The 19,943-nt window shown below is 67.6% G+C and carries 19 protein-coding genes, 1 rRNA gene and 2 pseudogenes; 7 read left to right on the forward strand and 15 right to left on the reverse strand.

The features are described 5' to 3' along the window. Positions 1-32: 32 nt before the first annotated feature. The 5 genes from ftsE to GAA2_RS17165 all read right to left on the reverse strand — a co-directional run bounded on the left by ftsE (position 33) and on the right by GAA2_RS17165 (position 3,878). Entirely contained in the window at positions 33-719 is a 687-nt protein-coding gene (ftsE, locus tag GAA2_RS17145) for a cell division ATP-binding protein FtsE (protein WP_006435870.1), read from the reverse strand. A 101-nt stretch (positions 720-820) separates the two neighbouring features. Further along, complete coding sequence (locus tag GAA2_RS17150; RefSeq protein ID WP_191834480.1) at positions 821-1,300, reverse strand: hypothetical protein; 480 nt, start codon at positions 1,298-1,300, stop codon at positions 821-823. After that, positions 1,300-2,262, reverse strand: a complete 963-nt coding sequence (locus GAA2_RS17155) for a mechanosensitive ion channel family protein (RefSeq protein WP_024498201.1) — start codon at positions 2,260-2,262, stop codon at positions 1,300-1,302. Before GAA2_RS17155 ends, GAA2_RS17150 begins: the two co-directional genes overlap by 1 nt. Continuing rightward, positions 2,259-3,374, reverse strand: a complete 1,116-nt coding sequence (gene prfB, locus GAA2_RS17160; RefSeq protein ID WP_006435867.1) for a peptide chain release factor 2 — start codon at positions 3,372-3,374, stop codon at positions 2,259-2,261. The genes GAA2_RS17155 and prfB overlap by 4 nt, the downstream gene beginning before the upstream one ends. 102 nt (positions 3,375-3,476) lie before the next feature. Further along, on the reverse strand, positions 3,477-3,878 hold the full coding sequence (locus GAA2_RS17165; protein WP_024498200.1) for a hypothetical protein: 402 nt from the start codon (positions 3,876-3,878) through the stop codon (positions 3,477-3,479). 19 nt (positions 3,879-3,897) lie between these two features. Between GAA2_RS17165 and hisN the strand changes: the two genes are divergently transcribed. Then, positions 3,898-4,719, forward strand: a complete 822-nt coding sequence (hisN, locus tag GAA2_RS17170; RefSeq protein WP_051349578.1) for a histidinol-phosphatase — start codon at positions 3,898-3,900, stop codon at positions 4,717-4,719. 10 nt (positions 4,720-4,729) lie between these two features. On the opposite strand, the gene GAA2_RS17175 is transcribed toward hisN, so the two are convergent. Both GAA2_RS17175 and GAA2_RS17180 read right to left on the reverse strand, forming a co-directional pair. Further along, entirely contained in the window at positions 4,730-5,389 is a 660-nt protein-coding gene (locus GAA2_RS17175) for an MBL fold metallo-hydrolase (protein WP_024498198.1), read from the reverse strand. Between the two features lie 18 nt (positions 5,390-5,407). Beyond that, a complete protein-coding gene (locus tag GAA2_RS17180; RefSeq protein WP_024498197.1) occupies positions 5,408-5,866 on the reverse strand; it encodes a DUF2752 domain-containing protein in 459 nt (152 codons plus the stop codon). A 159-nt stretch (positions 5,867-6,025) separates the two neighbouring features. Here GAA2_RS17180 and GAA2_RS17185 point away from each other — a divergent pair, with 159 nt between their 5' ends. Together GAA2_RS17185 and GAA2_RS17190 are read left to right on the forward strand one after the other, a co-directional pair. Then, a complete protein-coding gene (locus GAA2_RS17185) occupies positions 6,026-7,393 on the forward strand; it encodes an acyl-CoA dehydrogenase family protein (RefSeq protein ID WP_035760333.1) in 1,368 nt (455 codons plus the stop codon). Between the two features lie 26 nt (positions 7,394-7,419). Next, the gene (locus GAA2_RS17190) at positions 7,420-8,643 is read left to right on the forward strand and encodes an acyl-CoA dehydrogenase family protein (RefSeq protein WP_024498195.1); all 1,224 of its coding nucleotides are present in this window, start codon (positions 7,420-7,422) and stop codon (positions 8,641-8,643) included. Between the two features lie 77 nt (positions 8,644-8,720). Here GAA2_RS17190 and GAA2_RS17195 read toward each other — a convergent pair whose 3' ends face one another. From GAA2_RS17195 to GAA2_RS17215, 5 genes are all read right to left on the reverse strand, one after another. Next, positions 8,721-9,089 carry a fluoride efflux transporter FluC gene (locus GAA2_RS17195; RefSeq protein ID WP_006435860.1) on the reverse strand — a complete coding sequence of 123 codons (369 nt, stop codon included), beginning with the start codon at positions 9,087-9,089 and terminating at the stop codon, positions 8,721-8,723. Further along, entirely contained in the window at positions 9,086-9,550 is a 465-nt protein-coding gene (gene crcB / locus GAA2_RS17200) for a fluoride efflux transporter CrcB (RefSeq protein WP_191834481.1), read from the reverse strand. Before crcB ends, GAA2_RS17195 begins: the two co-directional genes overlap by 4 nt. Before the next feature lie 15 nt (positions 9,551-9,565). Then, positions 9,566-10,048, reverse strand: coding sequence for a DUF6790 family protein (locus tag GAA2_RS17205; RefSeq protein WP_191834482.1), 483 nt, complete (start codon positions 10,046-10,048; stop codon positions 9,566-9,568). 13 nt (positions 10,049-10,061) lie between these two features. Beyond that, on the reverse strand, positions 10,062-11,942 hold the full coding sequence (locus GAA2_RS17210) for a propionyl-CoA synthetase (protein ID WP_191834483.1): 1,881 nt from the start codon (positions 11,940-11,942) through the stop codon (positions 10,062-10,064). 156 nt (positions 11,943-12,098) lie between these two features. Further along, entirely contained in the window at positions 12,099-12,542 is a 444-nt protein-coding gene (locus tag GAA2_RS17215; protein WP_051349584.1) for a MarR family winged helix-turn-helix transcriptional regulator, read from the reverse strand. A gap of 76 nt (positions 12,543-12,618) precedes the next feature. Here GAA2_RS17215 and GAA2_RS17220 point away from each other — a divergent pair, with 76 nt between their 5' ends. Beyond that, complete coding sequence (locus GAA2_RS17220; protein WP_024498190.1) at positions 12,619-13,578, forward strand: alpha/beta fold hydrolase; 960 nt, start codon at positions 12,619-12,621, stop codon at positions 13,576-13,578. 42 nt (positions 13,579-13,620) lie between these two features. On the opposite strand, the gene GAA2_RS17225 is transcribed toward GAA2_RS17220, so the two are convergent. After that, positions 13,621-14,226: a universal stress protein gene (locus GAA2_RS17225; RefSeq protein WP_024498189.1), complete on the reverse strand. Its 606-nt coding sequence runs from the start codon at positions 14,224-14,226 to the stop codon at positions 13,621-13,623. 165 nt (positions 14,227-14,391) lie between these two features. Here GAA2_RS17225 and GAA2_RS17230 point away from each other — a divergent pair, with 165 nt between their 5' ends. Together GAA2_RS17230 and GAA2_RS17235 are read left to right on the forward strand one after the other, a co-directional pair. After that, positions 14,392-15,561, forward strand: a complete 1,170-nt coding sequence (locus GAA2_RS17230; protein WP_248664811.1) for a sensor histidine kinase — start codon at positions 14,392-14,394, stop codon at positions 15,559-15,561. Then, on the forward strand, positions 15,558-16,259 hold the full coding sequence (locus GAA2_RS17235) for a response regulator (protein WP_024498187.1): 702 nt from the start codon (positions 15,558-15,560) through the stop codon (positions 16,257-16,259). Before GAA2_RS17230 ends, GAA2_RS17235 begins: the two co-directional genes overlap by 4 nt. Before the next feature lie 108 nt (positions 16,260-16,367). Here GAA2_RS17235 and GAA2_RS17240 read toward each other — a convergent pair. Further along, positions 16,368-17,604: pseudogene (locus tag GAA2_RS17240) on the reverse strand (GAF domain-containing protein). 165 nt (positions 17,605-17,769) lie between these two features. Between GAA2_RS17240 and GAA2_RS17245 the strand changes: the two are divergent. Next, a pseudogene (locus GAA2_RS17245) lies at positions 17,770-19,609 on the forward strand (flavin-containing monooxygenase). A gap of 150 nt (positions 19,610-19,759) precedes the next feature. On the opposite strand, the gene rrf reads toward GAA2_RS17245, so the two are convergent. After that, positions 19,760-19,876 (reverse strand): 5S ribosomal RNA (gene rrf, locus GAA2_RS17250). Positions 19,877-19,943 lie beyond the last annotated feature (67 nt).

Consider the following 19,943-nt stretch of genomic DNA (forward strand, 5'->3'; position numbering starts at 1 on the left):
TCGTTGTTGTGTGTCGGGAGTGGGCCGAGCCGTCAGCCGATTCCGTACACACCCTGCGGGTCGTTGCGCACGAGCTGCCCGTTGTCGAATTCGAGGACCCGGCGTCGCATCGCGTCGACGATGTGCCGGTCGTGAGTGGCCATGACCACCGTGGTGCCCCGACGATTGACGCGGTCGAGGACGTCGACGATCTCCTCGCTGGTCTCGGGATCGAGGTTTCCGGTCGGTTCGTCGGCCAGCAGAACGAGCGGGCGGTTGACGATCGCACGGGCGATCGCCACTCGCTGCATCTCACCGCCGGACAGTTCGTTGGGCATGCGGTCGTGCTTGCCCTCGAGGCCGACGTACTCGAGCACCTCGGGCACCACGCGCTGGACCGTCGACCGCGGGCGGCCGATCACCTCGAGCGCGAAGGCGACGTTCTCGGCGACGGTCTTCTTCTGCAGCAGACGGAAGTCCTGGAACACACAGCCGATCGACTGTCGCAGCTTGGGCACGTCCCGGGCCCGGAGCTTGTTGACGTGGAATTCACCGAGGTACACGTCGCCGCTCGTCGGCCGGTCCTCCTTGAGCAGCAGTCGGAAGAACGTCGACTTGCCCGATCCGGACGGTCCGATGAGGAACGCGAACTCCCCCTTGTCGACCTCGAAGCTCAAATCCTTCAGAGCCGGCCGAGAGGATGCCTTGTACTGCATCGTGACGTTCTCCAGCTTGATCACGATGAGCCAGTGTAACGACGACGCCTGAGAGTCCGTTCAGGCGCGACACACCACACCGTGAATGTTCCTGACCTGCCCCTTCGGCAGCGGTTGTGTCGACCTCAGCGTGTCGGGACCGGCGTGGTCGGCGTCGGGGCGCCGAACTGCGGTATCTCCACCCCCGGCAGACCCGGGATCGTCGGGCGGGTGGTGGACGGCGTCGACGTGGAGCGTGTACCGCCCTCGGTCCCGCCGTCGATGCCCGGCTCGCCGGTCGACGACTCCGACGGTCTGCTGGACGTGGTTTCGCTGGACGTCGACGGCACCGGCTCCTCATAGACCGGTGTGTCGACGACCTGCGACGTTCTCGGTGCAGGTCGAGGAGGTTCCGGCGCGACCACACCGTAGCGCTGCGAGGTGTAGCCGTAGAGGACACAGCACAGGATGAACACGGCGAACAGGATCGTGGTGCTGATCCGGACCGTCGTCCGGCCGATGTGCTGATTCCACCGGAACATGCGCCGGTGGCGCCCGTCGTGCGGAGTCGGGTTGCTGCCACCGGACCCCGACTGCTGCGCCCCCGACTGCTGCGACGCGGCCATCACTCGTCCCCGCCCCGATCACGCGCGACCTGGTCGGCCAACGTTGCCGGCGGCCCACTCGACGCCTGGACGTCGCGTGCGGGCACGTTGATCCCCTCCCGTGCCAGCGCCCGGATGATGTGGATACGCAGTGCCCGACCCACCTCGAACTGTTTGCCGGGGAGTGTTCGGGTCACCATACGGACGGTGATCGAATCGAGCTCGAGGCTGATGACACCCAGCGACGACGGCGCGTCCAAAAGGAGGTCATGCCATCTCGGCAGCTCGTAGAACTCGCTCCCGACCCGGTCGAGCGTGTCGTTGACGAGACCGATGTCGGCCTCGGCGGGCACCGGCACGTCGACGACGGCGCGGGCCCAGTCCTTGGATAGGTTGGTGGCCTTGATGATCTGACCGTTGGGGACGGTGATCACCTCACCCTCGGTGGTGCGGAGCTTGGTCACCCGCAACGTCACGTCCTCGACCGTTCCCTCGGCCGGCGCATTGCCGGTCACCGTCAGGTTCACCACGTCGCCGTAGCCGTACTGCTTCTCGGCGACGACGAAGAAACCGGCGAGGATGTCCTGCACGATGCGCTGCGCGCCGAAACCGAGCGCCGCACCGATGACCGCGGTCGGTCCGGTGAGCCCGCTCAGCGGGATCCCGAACACGCCCAGGATGTGGATGATGACGATGATCGCGATCACCACGATCAGCGTCCACGCCACCACGTCGACCAGTGCCCGACGGTGTTTGGCGTCCTCCGTCTGGACGATGAGGTCGCTGGTGGAGAAGCGCGATTCGACCCGCGTGGCATATTTGCCGGCGAACCACCGGATGACGCGCGCCAACAGGACCGCACCGAGAATCCAGATGACGATCTCGAGTCCGCTGGTGGCCAGCCAGACATAGACCCGGCCGATGAGGATCTCGGTCGGGGACGGCCCGGCGGCCAGCAGCACGGTTCCCGGCTGCACGATCACGCTTCGGCGGACGCCATACGCCAGCGGATCCCGGCCTCGATGAACTTGTCGAGCTCGCCGTCGAGCACCGCGGTCGGGTTGTTGTCCTCCACGCCGGTCCGCAGGTCCTTGACCATCTGGTACGGGTGCAGCACGTAGGAACGCATCTGGTTACCCCAGCTCGAACCGCCGTCGCCCTTCAGAGCGTCGAGTTCGGCGCGCTCCTCCAGTCGCTTGCGTTCGAGGAGCTTGGCCTGCAGCACCCGCATCGCCGACGCCTTGTTCTGCAGCTGGCTCTTCTCGTTCTGACAGGTCACGACGATGCCGGTCGGGATGTGTGTCAGGCGCACGGCGGAGTCGGTGGTGTTGACCGACTGACCCCCGGGGCCGGACGAGCGGTAGACGTCGACCTTCACGTCGTTCTCGTCGACGTCGATGTGGTCGGTGGTCTCGACCACCGGCAGCACCTCCACCTCGGCGAACGAGGTCTGGCGGCGGCTCTGGTTGTCGAACGGGCTGATCCGGACGAGGCGGTGCGTGCCCTGCTCGACAGAGAGGGTGCCGTACATGTAGGGCGCCTTGACCGCGAAGGTCGCGGACTTGAGGCCCGCCTCTTCGGCGTAGGAGGTGTCGTAGACCTCGACGCCGTACCCCTTCTGCTCGGCCCAGCGGATGTACATGCGCATCAGCATCTGTGCCCAGTCGGCGGCGTCCACGCCACCGGCGCCCGAGCGGATGTTGACCAGTGCCTCGCGGGAGTCGTACTCACCCGCGAGCATCGTCTTGACCTCCATGGCCTCGATGTCGGCGCGCAGGCTCGCCCGCTCGGCATCGGCGTCGGCCAGGGCGGCGGTCTTGTCGTCACCCTCTTCGGCGTCGGCGAGTTCGTAGTGCACGGGCAGGTCGTCGAGGCGCTGACGCAGTTCGGAGACCTTGCGCAGCTCGGACTGGGCGTGCGAGAGCTCGCTGGTGACCTTCTGCGCGTGGTCCTGGTCGTTCCACAGGTCGGGATCGGAGGCCTGCATCTCCAGCTCGTCGATGCGACGACGGAGCTCCTCGAGGTCGAGCACCTTTTCCACGGTGGTCAAGGTGGTGTCGAGGGATTCGAGGTCTGCGGTCACGTCGGGATGCACGGTTATCCAGAGTACCGACCGCGGGCCGGGTCAGACAGTGTCAGGCCCCGCAGTTCAGATGCCGCCGGGTCCCGCGGTTCAGATGCCGCCGGGTCCTGCGGTTCAGATGCCGCCGGGTCCTGCGGGCGGCTGCGGATCGGGCAGGACACCGAACTGCCAGGACGTCACGGCCTTCTGCGGCTTGTAGATCACCGGCAGGTCGTCGCCCACCTGCGGCCACGGATCGTCGGGACCGAGCACGAGGGTTCCGTAGACCTCGGTCGGGTTGGTCTCCGGTCCGACGATGGTCCCGGTGATGGTGTAGAAGCGCTGGCCGTTCTTGTCCGTCGCGCTCTGCGGGTCGACCTGGTCGTCGGAGACGCCGACAACCGTCAGCGTGCCCTGCACATACTGCGAGGCCTTACCGGGGGACATCGCCCGCGGGTTCCGGCCTCGCTGCCACTGGACGACCAGCACCACCACCAGCGCGGCCAGCAACAGGGTGAACGTCACGGTGAGCAGCATGACGGCTACCCTACCGGGCATGTCCGCCGACTCCGGTCCGAAAATCACCAGAACCGCACAGAGCTACGACGACGACCTCGAACTCGCGCTGTCCCTCGCCGATTCCGCCGATGCGCTGACCACGGACCGGTTCGGGGCGGTCGACCTCCGCGTCGACGACAAACCGGACCTGACACCCGTCACCGACGCCGACCTCGCCTGCGAGACGCTGCTCCGCGAACGGCTGGCCGCCCGCCGGCCCGCCGACATGGTCCTCGGTGAGGAGTTCGGCGGTGACGCGAACCTCACCGGTCGCCAATGGGTCATCGATCCCATCGACGGCACCAAGAACTTCGTCCGCGGGGTGCCGGTCTGGGCCACGCTGATCGCCCTGCTCGTCGACGGAGTGCCCACGGTCGGCGTGGTGTCGGCACCTGCCCTGCGCCGCCGCTGGTGGGCCGCCGGCGGACTCGGCGCCCACACGTGCTTCGACGGCGAGGACGCCCGTCAGCTCTCGGTGTCGGGGGTCGGCGACCTCTCCGCGTCGAGCCTGGCGTTCTCGAGCCTCTCCGGCTGGGCCGACCGCGGCATCCGCGACCGTTTCGTCGACCTCACCGATCAGGTGTGGCGGGTCCGCGGCTACGGCGACTTCTTCAACTACTGCCTGGTGGCCGAGGGCGCGGTCGACGTCGCCGCCGAGCCGGAGGTCTCCCTCTGGGACCTCGCCCCTCTCGACATCCTCGTCCGGGAGGCCGGCGGGCGGTTCACCGCACTCGACGGGACCCCGGGTCCCGCCGGCGGCAGTGCCGTCGCCAGCAACGGTCTGCTCCACGACAAGGTGCTGGCCGCGCTCCGTCCCTAGAGCACAGTCCCTAGAGCTCCGTACCGGTCTCCTTGTCGAGGACCTTGAACTCGGTCGCGTCGTTCTTCATGTCCGACAGTCGCCCGTAGTGGATGCCGGTCCCGGCGTCGGAGAGGATCGCCTGGTGGATCGGCACCGCGACCCGCGGGGCCATCGCGCGGAGGTAGTCGACGGATTCGCTGAGCTTCATCCACGGCGCGGCCGACGGCAGCGCGAGGACGTCCACGCGCTCGAAGGGGATGTAGAAAGAGTCACCCGGGTGCATGAACTGTCCCGGGTTCTCGGGGGTGCCGAGAATATAGGCGACGTTGTCGATGACCGGGATCTCCGGGTGGATGACCGCGTGTCGGCCGCCGGTGAATCGTGCAGTGAGTGAACCGATCTCGATCAGGCCACCGCTGTGGGCAGCCGTCCACTCCCCCGCGACGTCGTCACCGTTGAGCTGTGCGGTGGTCTGCGGGTCGGCGTAGAGCACGGCGTCGGGGTTGCCTGCGACGAGGTCGGGCAGCTTCGCGACATCGCAGTGGTCGGGGTGCTGATGGGTGATGAGGATGGCGTCGAGACCGCTGATGCCCTCGAAACCGTGCGAGAAGTTGCCCGGGTCGAAGAGCACCTTGGTCCCGTCGATCTCGACGAGCAGACAGGAGTGGCCGAAGTGGGTGATCTGCATGCATCCACTCTGCCTTCTTCAGACCACGATCGGGAAGATCCCCCAACCCGCGGCGGCGTCGACGATGCGCGCCAACCCGTAGGTCAGCCACACGCCCAGCAGGACAGCTCCGGCGCGGCCCGACACGACGTCGCGCCAGCTCGCGAGCGGAGACTTCCGCCGCCACAACAGAGTTGCGGTTGCGAGGGCGACGGTCACCATGGTGAGGACGAGCAGGATCGGCCCGAAGACGTTGAAGCGAAACGCCGCTCCGACGTCGCCGTGCATGAACGCCACCCAGCTACGGGTGAGACCGCAACCCGGACACGGCAGGCCCGTCATCATCGCGAACGGACAGATCCCCGGACCGGCGTCGATCCCGGCCGGGGTGAACACGCAGGCGGCTCCGACCGCGGCCGCGCCGGCCAGTCCGACGACCGCCGCCCCCAGCGCGCCGGTGGACGATAAGCGCAGGTCGGAGCGGGCTTCCACGGTCACCCGGCCAGCCTAGCGCGTGACGCCCACGACGGCGTCGGACAAGTAGGTGACAAACTTCTTACTGCAGAGTAAGGTCTGGACTTACCACCGAGTAAGATCGGTCCGCAAATACCTGTGCAGAGCCCCTTACCGGGGCGACTGGAAGAACGGCTGGTGATCATGACAACTCACACCGAACCGCGCGACACCTCCGCAGTCGGCCGCAACCCGCATCCCCGCAACTTCATCGGCACCGCGATGCGTGTGCTCACGACGGTGACCGGCTCGGAGTTCGCGGAGAAGTACAAGATCCGCGAACCCATCAACCGGGTCGCCTATCAGGCCACCAAGACCGGTTTCCAGACCCTCGGTGCGGCCAACCGCGCGTTCAAGGCCGCCCAGGGCGGCTCGGGCGACGCCAAGCGGCTGACCACCGCACCCAAGAACTACTTCAACCTCACCCCCGACGACGAGCAGCAGATGATCGCGGAGACGGTGAAGGAGTTCGCCACCGAGATCCTGCGCCCCGCCGCCTACGACGCCGATGCCGCCGCCACGGCGCCCGAGGACATCGTCAAGCGCTCGGCCGAGCTGGGCATCACGATGATCAACGTGCCCGAGACCTTCGACGGTGCGGCCTCCGAGCGTGGCGTGGTCACCAACGCACTCGTCGCCGAGGCGATGGCCTACGGCGACATGGGCCTGGCCCTCCCGCTTCTGGCGCCGAGTGGTGTGGCAACCACCCTCACCAACTTCGGCACCGACTCCCAGCAGCGCACCTACCTGCCCGACTTCGCCGGCGAGAACGTGCCGCAGTCGGCCGTCGTCATCGCCGAGCCCAAGCCGCTGTTCGACGCATTCGCGTTGAGCACCAAGGCAACCCGCGTACCCAGCGGATACCGCCTCAACGGCGTGAAGTCCTTCGTGCCCGCCGCCGGGTCGTCGGAGCTGTTCGTCGTCGGAGCCCAGCTCGACGGCAAACCCGCGCTGTTCCTGGTCGAGTCCGACTCGAAGGGCCTCATCGTCGAAGCCGATCCCGGCATGGGTGTCCGCGCCGCCGGTATGGGACGCCTGCTCCTTCAGGACGTCGCCGTTCCCGAGACGGCGCTGCTCGCCGGCGACGGCGACGCCGCCGTCGCCGCGTACCGCGACGTGGTGCGCCTGTCGCGGCTGGGATGGTCGGCACTGGCCGCCGGTACCGCACGCGCCGTGCTCGACTACGTGATCCCCTACGTCAACGCGCGTGAGGCCTTCGGCGAGCCGATCTCCAACCGCCAGGCGGTCGCGTTCATGGTCGCCAACATCGCCACCGAGGTCGACTCGATCCGCCTCGTGACGCTGCGCGGCGCCGCACGTGCCGAGCAGGGCCTGAGCTTCGCCCGCGAAGCCGCCCTCGCCCGCAAGCTCACCATCGACAAGGGCCTGCAGATCGGCCTCGACGGCGTCCAGCTGCTCGGCGGACACGGCTTCACCAAGGAGCACCCGGTCGAGCGCTGGTACCGCGACCTCCGCGGCGCCGGCATCGGCGAAGGCATCGTCGTCCTCTAGACCGACTGTGACCCAAGGAAACTGACATGAGCATCAATCTCGAACTCCCGAAGAAGCTGCACGTCACCATCGACCAGGCACACCAGGCGGCGGCGGAGATCTTCCGGCCCATCTCGCGCAAATACGATCTGCGCGAACACGATTACCCGGTCGAACTCGACACCCTGGCCAGCCTCTACGACGGTCTCTCCGAGACCGGGCAGGCCGGCGCGGGTGCCGACGGCGGTCGCAGCCAGCAGAAGAAGGCGAAGCCGCGCGAAGAGGGCGCGGTGGTCAACGGCGGCAACATGCAGTCGGCGCTCAACGTAATCGAAACATGCTGGGGCGACCTCGGTCTCATGCTGTCCATCCCCTACCAGGGTCTGGGGAACTCGGCGATCGCCGCGGTGGCCACCGACGAACAGCTGGAGCGGTTCGGAAAGGTATGGGCCGCGATGGCCATCACCGAGCCCAGCTTCGGCTCCGACTCGGCGGCCGTGAGCACCACCGCCACCCTCGACGGCGACGAGTACGTCATCAACGGCGAGAAGATCTTCGTGACCGCCGGCTCGCGCGCCACCCACATCGTCGTGTGGGCGACCGTCGACAAGAGCCTGGGCCGCGCCGCCATCAAGAGCTTCGTGGTCCCGCGTGAGCACCCCGGGGTGGAAGTCGTTCGGCTGGAACACAAACTGGGCATCCGTGTCTCCGACACCGCGGTGATCCGGTTCGAGAACTGCCGGATCCCCAAGGAGAACCTGCTCGGCTCCCCCGAGGTGGACACCAAGAAGGGGTTCGGCGGGGTCATGCAGACCTTCGACAACACCCGTCCCCTCGTCGCGGGCATGGCGGTCGGTGTCGCGCGTGCCGCGCTCGAGGAACTGCGCCGCATTCTCGACGAGGCCGGCATCGAGGTCGACTACGACCGTCCCGCCGCCGACCAGCACGCCGCGGCCGCCGAGTTCCTGCGCATGGAGGCCGACTTCGAGGCGGCCTACCTGCACACGATGCGCGCCACCTGGATGGCCGACAACAAGCAACCGAACTCGACCGAGGCGTCGATGTCGAAGGCCAAGGCCGGACGCACCGTCACCGACATCACCAACAAGGTGGTCGAGCTGACCGGCACGCTCGGGTACTCGGAGCGCCTGCTGGTGGAGAAGTGGGCCCGCGACTCGAAGATCCTCGACATCTTCGAGGGCACCCAGCAGATCCAGAACCTCATCATCGCCCGCCGCGTGCTGAACAAGAGCAGCGCCGAGCTCAAGTGAGCCTCTGACCGTGCGCTTTTCGTCCCCGCCGCTTCGACGAAGGTGGCGGGGACGAATGCGTTCGGCGCCGGTGGACCTCAGGCCGCCCCGACTAGTGCCAGACCGACGGCACATGCGGCGACCGATACGGTCAGCGTGATTCCGGCGTACCCGGCCGCGACCAGCCTCTGCCGGTTCTCCGCCAGGCGGACGACCTCGAAGCTCGCGGTGCTGAAAGTGGTGTAACCGCCACAGAATCCGGTGCCGACGACGGCCTGCAGTTCATGCGGAGCCCCCTGGAAGATCACCAGACCGGCGAGCACACCGAGCAATGCCGAACCGGTCACGTTGATGACGAAGGTCCCCCACGGGGTGATGCTGGGCCACTTCCATTTGACCGCACCGTCGACGACGAAGCGCACCACCGCTCCGAGCGCTCCCGCCACCACCACGGCGAGGGCGATCATCGGCGCCTCCGTCGTGCCGCGAATCCCGAGGCGGCGGCGATCCCGCCGGCTGCCGCGCCGAGACCGAGCACGACGCTGACCGCCGCGTACGCGATGGCGGTCACCACCGCCGACGCGCGGGTCAGTTCCGAGATCTCCAGCGCGAACGTGCTGTAGGTGGTCAGCGCCCCGCAGATGCCGGTGCCACCGAACAACCTCACCCGCTGGCGCCAGCCCTCGTCATGGCCAAGCCGCGCAAGCAGTTCCAGGAGCGCACCGAGGACGAAGGCGCCGATGATGTTGACCGCGAACGTCGCCCACGGCCAGTGCCCCTCGGCGGCGGGGAACGTCTCCTCTGCCCAGTACCGCACGCCCGTACCGATCAGCCCTCCCGCGAACACCCACGCCAGGGCGTGCACGCGCAGATGCAGCGGCCGTTCGTCGGGATCGACGGGGAGTTCGTCGTGCTTGTCCACATGCACGCGACCAAGTCTCCGCTACGTGACGACCGTGTACAACACGATCAGATAGACCGGCACCAGCACGTCGAAGAAGAAGATCGGTCCGGCGTTGCCCGCCTTGAAGTTCCGGTGCGTCACCATCTCCCGCACGTGTCCGACGGCGGCACCCAGGTAGAACACGGAGAACGCGATGATCGTGGCCAGGGTGAACTCGTCACCGAAACCGGAGGCGATGACGCCCAGCACACCGGTCGCCAGGCTGGCGAGACCGACCTCCCACTGCCACGGCGTCTTCGACGGCCAGCCGATCGACTCCGCGATCGGCTCGCCGAAGAACATGTGACCGCAACCGGTCATCCAGCCCTGTACACCGATCATCCACAGCACCGAGTTCTCGAGCAGATCCCGGCCGAGGTCGCCTCCCGGTGCCAGCACGTCGATCACCGTCATGACGATCGTGCCGACCAGCCCGACGAACGGGACGAGGGCTATCGCGGTGCGGAGGATGCGGTCGCGCACGTCGTGACGCCCGTCAGCCCTTGAGCTGCTCGGCGAGCGCGGTCAGGACGTCCGGGTCCTCGATGGTCGACGGGACCGTGTACTCCTCGTGGTCGGCGATCTGGCGCATCGTCTTGCGCAGGATCTTGCCCGACCGCGTCTTGGGCAGCGCCGGCACCACCGTCACATCGCGGAAGGTCGCGACGGCGCCGATCTCGTTGCGCACCTTGGCGACCAGCTCGCTCCGCAGCGTGTCCGCCTCGATCTCGACACCCGACTTCAGCACCACGTAACCGCTCGGGCGCTGCCCTTTGAGATCGTCGTGGATCCCGATGACCGCGCATTCGGCGACCGCCGGATGCGACGCCACGACCGCCTCGATACTTCCGGTCGAAAGCCGGTGCCCGGCAACGTTGATCACGTCATCCGAGCGTCCCAGGACGAACACGTACCCGTCGGAGTCGAGATATCCGCTGTCGCCGGTCAGGTAGTACCCCTCGAAGGCGGCGAGGTAGGACTTGCGGTAGCGCTCCTCGTCGCGCCACAAACCGGTCAGCGTCCCCGGCGGCAGCGGGAGGGTGATGACGATGTTGCCCTCCTCATTCGCGCCCACCTGCTTGCCCTCCGCGTCGACGACGCCCACCTGATAGCCGGGAACGGGGACCGTCGGCGACCCCGCCTTGATCGGCATCGGTTCCAGGCCACGAAGATTCGCCGCTATGGCCCAGCCGGTCTCGGTCTGCCACCAATGGTCGACGACCAGCACCCCGAGAACCCCCGAGGCCCAGGTGAAGGTGTCCGGGTCGAGTCGCTCGCCTGCCGCGAACAACGTGTGGAGCGTCGACACGTCGTACTTCGCCAGCTCCGCGGCATTCGGGTCGGCTTTGCGGACGGCGCGGATCGCGGTCGGCGCGGTGAAGAGTGCCTTGACGCCGTGGTCGGCGATGACGCGCCAGAAGGCACCGGCGTCCGGCGTACCGACCGGCTTGCCCTCGTACATCACGGTCGTCGCACCGACCAGCAGCGGCGCGTACACGATGTAGGAGTGGCCGACGACCCAGCCGACGTCGGACGCCGTCCACCACACGTCACCGGCGGAGATGCCGTAGATGTTCTTCATCGACCAGGTCAGCGCGACGGCATGGCCGCCATTGTCGCGGACCACACCCTTGGGCTTTCCGGTGGTGCCGGAGGTGTAGAGGATGTAGAGCGGATCGGTCGCGGCGACGGGCACCGGATCGACGGCCCGGGCGTCGCCCATCGCGGAATCCCAGTCCAGCCAACCGTCGTGATCGGCTGCGGAGCCGTTGATCTCGGGACGATCCTTGACGATGACGGTCTGCGGAGCACTGGCCGACAGTTCGATCGCCCTCGCCACCATCGGCAGGTACTCGACCGCGCGCCCCGGTTCCAGACCACCGGAGGCGGTGACGACAGCGACCGGCTCGGCGTCGTCGATGCGGGTGGCGAGTTCGGGTGCGGCGAACCCACCGAAGACCACCGAGTGGACGGCACCGATCCGCGCGCAGGCCAGCATCGCGATCGCGGCCTCCGGGATCATCGGCATGTAGATGACGACGCGGTCACCGGCGGCGATGCCCCGGGCGGCGAGGACACCCGCGAAGCGCGAGACCTCGTCGAGCAGTTCGGCATAGGTGTAACGGCGGACCTCGCCGACCATCGCCGAATCCCAGATGAGTGCGGGGCGGTCGCCGTTTCCGGCCTGCACGTGCCGGTCGAGGGCGTTGTACGACGTGTTCAGCTCGCCGTCGGGAAACCATCGGTAGAACGGTGCGGCCGAGTCGTCGAGGGCGCGAGCGGGCCGCACGGTCCAGTCGACGGCCCGGGCGGCCTCGAGCCAAAAGCCTTCACGATCGTCGACCGCCTGGGTGAATGCTTCGGTGTACCGGCCCATGGCCATCCTTTCGCCGTTCTCGCGCGCAGGGCGGGACACCTCATGTGCCCCGCCGCCCCTAGAGGGTATCGGTGTGATGGCCGGCACCGAATCGGATCTCTCAACCTGCGCCGATCGGTCACCTGCAGGCGACGAACGGTCACGCACCACGCTCGGTCAGGCGTTGCGCAGCTCCCCCACCGCCGCGGTGACGTGGTCGAGGAAGGCGCGGACGGTGTTGAGCTCGGCCGCCGAGAAGTCGTCGACCACGGTCCGGACCCGGTCGATGAGCGGACCGAAGAAGCCCCAACCCATCTCCTGGGCCGCGTCGGTGACGTACAGCGTGACCCGTCGACGATCCGCGTCGTCGCGCGCCCGGGAGACCAGGCCCCGACCTTCCAGCCGATCGATCAACGCGGTCGTCGATGCGCTGTTGAGTCCCAGGTGACCGGCAAGCCAGCCGGGGGTTGCGATTTCCCCTGCCCGCGAACGGTCGAGGAGGGCGATGAGCGCACGCACGTCAGTGGCATGCAGGACGTTCCGCGACGCGAACTCCGACCCGAGCAACTCGAGTTCGACGGTCAGCGCCCGCAGACGATGGACCAGGTCGTCATGTTCCACGCCGACCACTTTACGACATATTCTCGATGATCTACTCTCTCGATCATCGAGATATTAGACAGATCGGAGCGGCCCCGTGGCACGACCGTCACTGCAGGAGTTCGCCGATTCGCCTGACGGCACGAGGTTCTTCACCGCCTACGACGCCCTCATCGCACGCGGAGGAGGTCGGCCCCTCGAGGTCGAGAGCGGCCACGGGGTGACTCGGGTCAACAGTTACGGCACCTCGCCGGGCACGCCCATCGTCCTGCTCCCGGGCGGTGGCGCGACATCCGGGTCGTATGTGAATGTGGCCGGCCGCCTCGCAGAGTCGCGTCGGGTACTCACCGTCGACATCATCGGCGACGCCGGTCGCTCTCGCCCCGGGCCCGGCCGACCGCGCACAACCGACGATCTGTCGACCTGGCTGGACGCGACGTTCGACGCCCTCGATGTCGAATCCGTTGACCTGGTGGGCCATTCGTACGGCGCGATGATCGCGCTGGCCTACGCGACCGGCGTCCACCGAGAGAGGGTGCGGCGACTCGTCCTCCTCGACCCGACCTCATGTTTCGCCGGCCTGCGACTGCGCTATCTCGCCCACGCAGTGCCGACGCTCATCGCACCGACTCCGCGGCGGCAACGCCGGTTCCTGTCGTGGGAGACCCGCGACGCCACCCTCGACCGCACGTGGATCGAGATGTACTGCGCCGGAGCGCAGTACCCCACCGGCCCGACGATCGTTCCGAAACGCCCGTCCCGAGAGGAATTCTCGAAGCTGCAGGGCGGCAAGATCGTCACCGCGATCTTCGCGCCCGACAGCCGGGCACACCACTCTCCCCGTGTCGCGGCGCGACTTCGGGAGCACCTACCCGATGCGCGGATCATCATGTTGCACAGCGGAACCCACCACACACTGCCACTGGAGCCCGCGGACGAGCTCACCGCCTCAGTGCTCGACGCGGTCGAGCAGCGTGCGGAGAAGCGTGTCGAAGTAGACAAGTACAGGACCTTGCGGTCTCCACCACCAGGATCGGATGCCCGACGATCTCCCTGAGACGTGCCTCGTCGGTGATGCGCATGCGCACCTCCCAAGCCTTCAGCGGGAGGCAAGGCCGCGTTGCGGAGCGGTCCATCCCGGTGTCCAGCGGATGGTGCGGAGCGATGCCTCGCGCGTCGCGAACCGGCGGTGCTGATGCAGCCTCCCGTCGGTGACGACGAGATCCACCTCGGAATCGAGTCGGCGGGCAAGACTCTTCGCCGTCCACCCGGGCCGCCGACCGGACGTGCCCAGCACGACCGCCCCGGCGCCGAGGCGATCGGCAGCGTGCTGCAGCACCGTCACCGGGTCGCCGAAGTCGGTGACGATCTCCACCGACCGTGCACCGAGCCAGATCGCGAGTTCGCGTGCGGTCCGCAGCTGCTCGGCGACCGTGGCCTGCCCGGTCAGCAGATAGGACTCGCCCTTGAGTGCATCGTGGAGTCCGGTCGGGGCCTCGTCTCGTCGGCTGCGTCGTGTCGCACAGACGAGAATCACGTCGGACGTCCCGCCGGTCGCGCGCACGGCGGTCTTGATGGCCCGGCGCGACGCCTCGCTTCCGGAGACGCCGACGACCACCGGGCGTCCCGCGGACAGTCCGTGTAGTTCCGGAACAGCGGGTGACGCGACCCATCGCGGGCCGTTGCGTCCGGGGAACAGCATCATCGTCTCGTCCTCTCGCCAGGGGGGTAAACGTGCTGCTCACAACGCTATGGAGATGAAGACCCCGAAACGCCATGCCGTGGGATGAACTGACCTCCACCCATGGGTGGAGGCCAGAATCCATCGGTGGGCGGAGGTGGGAGCGGGCTGCGGACCTATTCTGGAACGGTGACGAGCTTCACAGCAGACCTCGGAGCCGAACTGCGGCGTCGGGTCGAACGCGCCGGCGGGGACTATCCGCCGCTGTATCCCGCGGTCATCCTGTCGGCGAGTGTGGTCGTCACGGTGGTCTCGGTGGCGCAGCGATACCCGTTCGATCGGCCCGGCTGGGTGATCGCCGGGCTCGTGCTCGCCTGCGTCACTCTCGTCCTCGATCTGAGTGTGCCGCCGTCGTCCTTCGTGTGCTTCACCGTGCTCGCGAGCACGCTGTGCTTCCTGATGGATCCGGTGCCCAACGACGCCGCGCCCCTGCAGCTGATCCTGTCGGCGGCCATCGGTGCCGCGATGTACTCGCTGCGCACCGGAATACGCGTGGTGGCGTTGTGCATCGCGCTGGTCGTGGGGTTCGGGATCTTCGGTGGCCTCGAGTCCCCGGCGCTGTACGCGCTCGGTGTCGCGTGCGGGTGGCTGATCGGCTACATGGTCCTGATCCAGAAACGCCTGTCCGACAACCGTGCCCGCGTCCTGCGCGAGCGTGCCGACCGCGCCGCCAGCGACGAGCGCCGCCGCATCGCCCGGGAAATCCACGATGTCATCGCACACTCGTTGTCGATCACCATGCTCAACGTCACCGGCGCGCGGCGCGCATTGGAACAAGATCGCGACGTCGATGAGGCAATCGACGCCCTCACCGACGCCGAACGCCAGGGCCGGCAGGCCATGTCCGAGATCCGGACGATCGTGCACGTACTCGGCGCCGACGAGTCGCAACCGCCCACGGCAGCGCCCGGTGGCCGCGATCTCACCGCGCTGATCGACGACTACCGGAAGGCGGGCGTCCACGTCTCCTATCGGGTGGCCGGCGACCTCGCCTCGCTCCCCGATCCGGTCTCGGCCGCCCTGTACCGGATCACGCAGGAGTCCCTCGCCAACGTCGTCAAACACTCGACCGCCAACCGGGCGGCGGTGAACGTCACCGTGGACGATTCGGTCGAGATCATCATCGAGAATCCACACCTCGGCGCACGGGCGCGGGATCGGGGCGGCGCCGGCATCGACGGCATGACACAACGCGCCGCCTTGCTCGGCGGCACACTCGAGACCCGGCACGACGATGGGACCTGGATGGTCCACGCCACACTGCCGGCACGGGTCATGACCGACGGGCTGAGCGTATGACGACCGGCAACAGGTCGGGCGCGGGTCCCACCGACACGGTCGCCGAATCGATCCGCGTCCTGCTCGTCGACGACCAGGAACTGATCCGCACCGGACTGCGGCGCATCCTCCGACTCCGCGACGGTTTCGACATCGTCGGCGAATGTGCAGACGGCTCAGAGGTTCTCGCGGCGGTGGCCGAACACCGGCCGGACATCGTGGTGATGGATCTCCGCATGCGCAACATCGACGGCATCACGGCCACGACGATGCTGCGGACACTCCGGAAACCGCCCCCGGTGCTGGTGCTGACCACCTTCGACGACGACGATCTGCTGTCCGGCGCACTGCGTGCGGGGGCCGCGGGTTTCATCCTGAAGGACTCGCCTGCCGAGGCGCTGATCTGGGCGGTGCGGGCTGTGGTCCGCGACGGCGCCTTCCTCGATCCCGCGGTCACCGAACGCGTACTCAACGGCTTCCGGCGTGCCGGCCGCGAACGGACCTCGACCGCGCCGGACCTGACCGACCGCGAGACCGACGTCCTGCGCCTGATCGCCCGCGGGCTGACTAATGGCGAAATCGGTTCAGCACTCGGCATTTCGCAGGTGACGGTGAAGAGCCACGTGAACCACATCTTCACCAAGCTCGACCTGCGGGATCGCGCGGCAGCAATCGTCTTCGCCTATGACCGAGGGCTGGTCCTGGCCGAGTTCGACTGACGGAGAACAACGAATCCACCCCGGAGATCCGCCCTCCTGGACGCAGCCGACGACGGTATGCGCGCGGCGCGACCCCATCGGTTGGTTTTCCGGGGCGGTTCTCGGCACTCAGCCGTCCAGCCGCACCTCGACCCCGTCGGCGAAGCGATACGGCCCCGCCACCAGGAGACCGCCGAACCGCTTGCGCAGCCGCGACATCTCGGCGCGCACGGTCACCGTCCGGTCATCGACGCCGAAGAGGTGCGTCGACATCTGCGCCGCGGCGACCCCGCTGCGATGCCGGGCGAGGTGGGTGAGGATGTCCCCGTGACGCGGCGAACACCGGTGGGTCCATCCGCCGCTGGCTCCCTCGACCGAGACCGCGACGCACTCACCGCCGAAAGCGGTCGTGACCGTGCGCATCGACACCCGCGTCGGCGACGCATCCACCGCGTCGGCGACCCGAACCAGCCAGCCGCCCGGCAGCGCCTCCACATCGCACTCACCGAGCGCACCGAAGAAGGTCCGGCCGGGTCCCACGCCACGCGGCAACAGCAGCCGGGCTCGCGGGGACACCGCGTCGACAGCCGCCACCCAGCCGTCGACGTCCACGGCCAGCGCCGGACCCGGTGAGCGGGCCAGGATCGGGGCAGCGACCGCGCGTAGGCAGTCCAGACGTCGATGATGCCGTTCTCGCAGCTGGGACTCGGCAAGCCGCGCGACGGCGTGCACGAGCGCCAGCGTGGTGGGATGGATCGTCGCCGCCGGCCCACTCACGTCGACGACGCCGAGCACGTCACCGGTGCGCGGGTCCTTGATCGGCGCGCCGGAGCACGTCCAGGAGTGATGGCTGCGCACGAAGTGCTCGGCGGAGAACACCTGGATGGACCGGCCGGACATCAGGGCGGTGCCGATCGCATTGGTGCCCACCGAGCTCTCGGCCCAGTCGGCGCCCTCGATGAAGCCCAGCTGATCGGCGCGGCTGAGCACCCTCGACGACCCGCTGCGCCACAGCACATGACCCCGCGCATCCGCGATCACCAGGATGTTGTCGCCGTCGGCGATGAGCGAGTCGAGACCGCGGGCGAGTTCGTCGACGACCTCGACAAGCCCCGATTGGCGGCGGCGCTCCTCGAGTTCTTCCACGTCCAGTCGTCTTTCGACGGCAGAGTCCGCGTCCGGGTCGAGGCCCGCCTTACGGAACCGCTGCCACGAGTCGTCGATCACGGCGGCGCGGACGTGCCGGCATCCGCCCACCCGACATCGCCGCGTCGTGGACGGCGCTGAGGACGTGGGCGAACTCCCTCGGATCGTCGCCGGCCTGAACCGCAGGCTCCAGATCGGAGACGTGGTCGGAAGTCATCATCACGAAGATTGTGCGTCACATCACAGAATCGATGCAAGAAGGGGTCGGGTCGCAACGGGCTGCAACCCTTGCCGCGGTGGATAGGCGTGGCGTCTGCTGTCCTCAGCAAGACTGTGGTCCGCGTCACTTTCGGGGGTGGACCACCCGAACTGTTGAGGAGACACCATGACCCAGACGCTCGAGCCGGTCGTCAGCACCGGCCGGACCCCGCAGCAGCGGATCGACGCGTGGCTGGAGGAGTTCGAAGCCGCGCTGGCCTCGCTCGACGTCGGTCGGGCGACAGCTGCGTTCCTCACCGACAGCTATTGGCGCGATCTGACGGCGTTCACCTGGAACATCAAGACCGTCGAAGGCCACGAGCAGATCACCGACATGCTCCTTGCTCGTCTGGCCGACACCCGTCCCGCGGGCTTCGCGACGACCGAGGAGGCCGCCGATGACGGCGACGGTGTGGCGTCGGCCTTCATCTCCTTCGAGACCGCCGTCGGACGCTGCGAGGGTCACCTACGTATCCGCCCGGACGCCGACGGCACCGATCGCGCCTGGACGCTCCTCACCACCATGCAGGAGCTGAAGGGGTACGAGGAGAGCCGGGGCCCCACCCGCGTGCTGGGTGCCGTACATGGTTCCGATCCCGACACCCGATCCTGGGCCGAGAAGAAGGCCGACGAAGAGCGCGAGCTGGGCCGCACGGCACAGCCCTACGTCCTCGTCATCGGCGGCGGACAGGGCGGGATCGCGCTGGGCGCACGCCTCCGGCAACTCGGGGTGCCGTCGGTCGTCGTGGACCGTCAACGACCGGCCCGGTGATCAGTGGCGCAAGCGGTACAAGTCTCTCTGCCTACACGACCCGGTCTGGTACGACCACCTCCCGTACCTCCCCTTCCCGGAGAACTGGCCGGTGTTCGCACCCAAGGACAAGATCGGCGACTGGCTGGAGTTCTACACCAAGGTCATGGAGGTGCCGTACTGGAGCAAGACCACCTGCCTGTCGGCCACCTACGACGAGGACCAGGAACGCTGGACGGTCGAACTCGACCGCGACGGCGAACGCCTGACTCTTCATCCGATGCAGCTCGTTCTCGCCACCGGTATGTCCGGTAAGCCCTCGATCCCGACCGTTCCGGGTCAGGACATCTTCGCCGGCGAACAGCATCACTCCAGCCGGCATCCGGGACCCGACGCCTACGCGGGCAAGAAGGTGGTCGTGATCGGGTCGAACAACTCCGCCCACGACATCTGCAAGGCGCTCGTCGACACCGGCGTCGACACCACGATGGTGCAACGATCGTCAACGCACATCGTGAAGTCGGATTCGCTACGGTCGATCGCTCTCGGCGGCCTCTACAGCGAGGAGGCGGTCGCCTCCGGGATGACCACCAAGAAAGCCGATCTCACCTTCGCCTCGCTGCCCTACCGGATCATGCACGAGTTCCAGGTGCCGGTGTACAACCAGATCCGCGAGCAGGACAAGCAGTTCTACGACCGTCTCGAGGCGGCCGGCTTCCAGCTCGACTTCGGGGACGACGACTCGGGTCTCTTCATGAAGTACCTACGACGCGGCTCGGGCTACTACATCGATGTCGGCGCCAGCGAACTCATCGCCAACGGCACCATCAAGCTGGTCCAGGGTCAGCTCGATCATCTCACCGAGACCGCGGTGGTCCTGTCCGACGGCACCGCACTCGAGGCCGATGTCGTGGTTTACGCCACCGGATTCGGATCGATGAACGGCTGGGCCGCCGACCTCATGGGACAAGAGGTCGCCGACCGCGTCGGCAAGGTCTGGGGACTGGGATCGGAGACCACCAAGGACCCCGGACCGTGGGAGGGCGAGCAGCGCAACATGTGGAAGCCGACGCAGCAGCCGGGCCTCTGGTTCCACGGAGGCAATCTGCACCAGTCCCGCCACTACTCGCTGTACCTGGCCCTTCAGCTGAAGGCTCGGTACGAGGGCCTCGACACTCCGGTCTACGGCCTGGCCGAGGTGCACCACCTCAGCTGAGGACGCATGAACGAGAAATGCCCCAGCGACAACTAGGTCGCGGGGCATTCTCATGGCTTGGACGCCGCATCCGTCCTGAACCGACCCGAGCGCTGAAATGCACTGTGGCCCTTCACGAACGGTGTCGTGAAGGGCCACAGTGGAAGTTGTGTTCGGCGGTGTCCTACTCTCCCACACTGATTAAGGTGCAGTACCATTGGCGCTGGAGGGCTTAGCTTCCGGGTTCGGAATGGGGCCGGGCGTTTCCCCTCCGCTATGGCCGCCGTAACATTGTGAAACAACCACAAACCGCTGGTGTTTGTTTGTTCGTGTGTTGTCTCAGAAGATGCATAGT

It is taken from the genome of Gordonia ajococcus, assembly GCF_012974285.1.
In the GTDB taxonomy this organism is placed as follows: Bacteria; Actinomycetota; Actinomycetes; order Mycobacteriales; family Mycobacteriaceae; genus Gordonia; species Gordonia amicalis.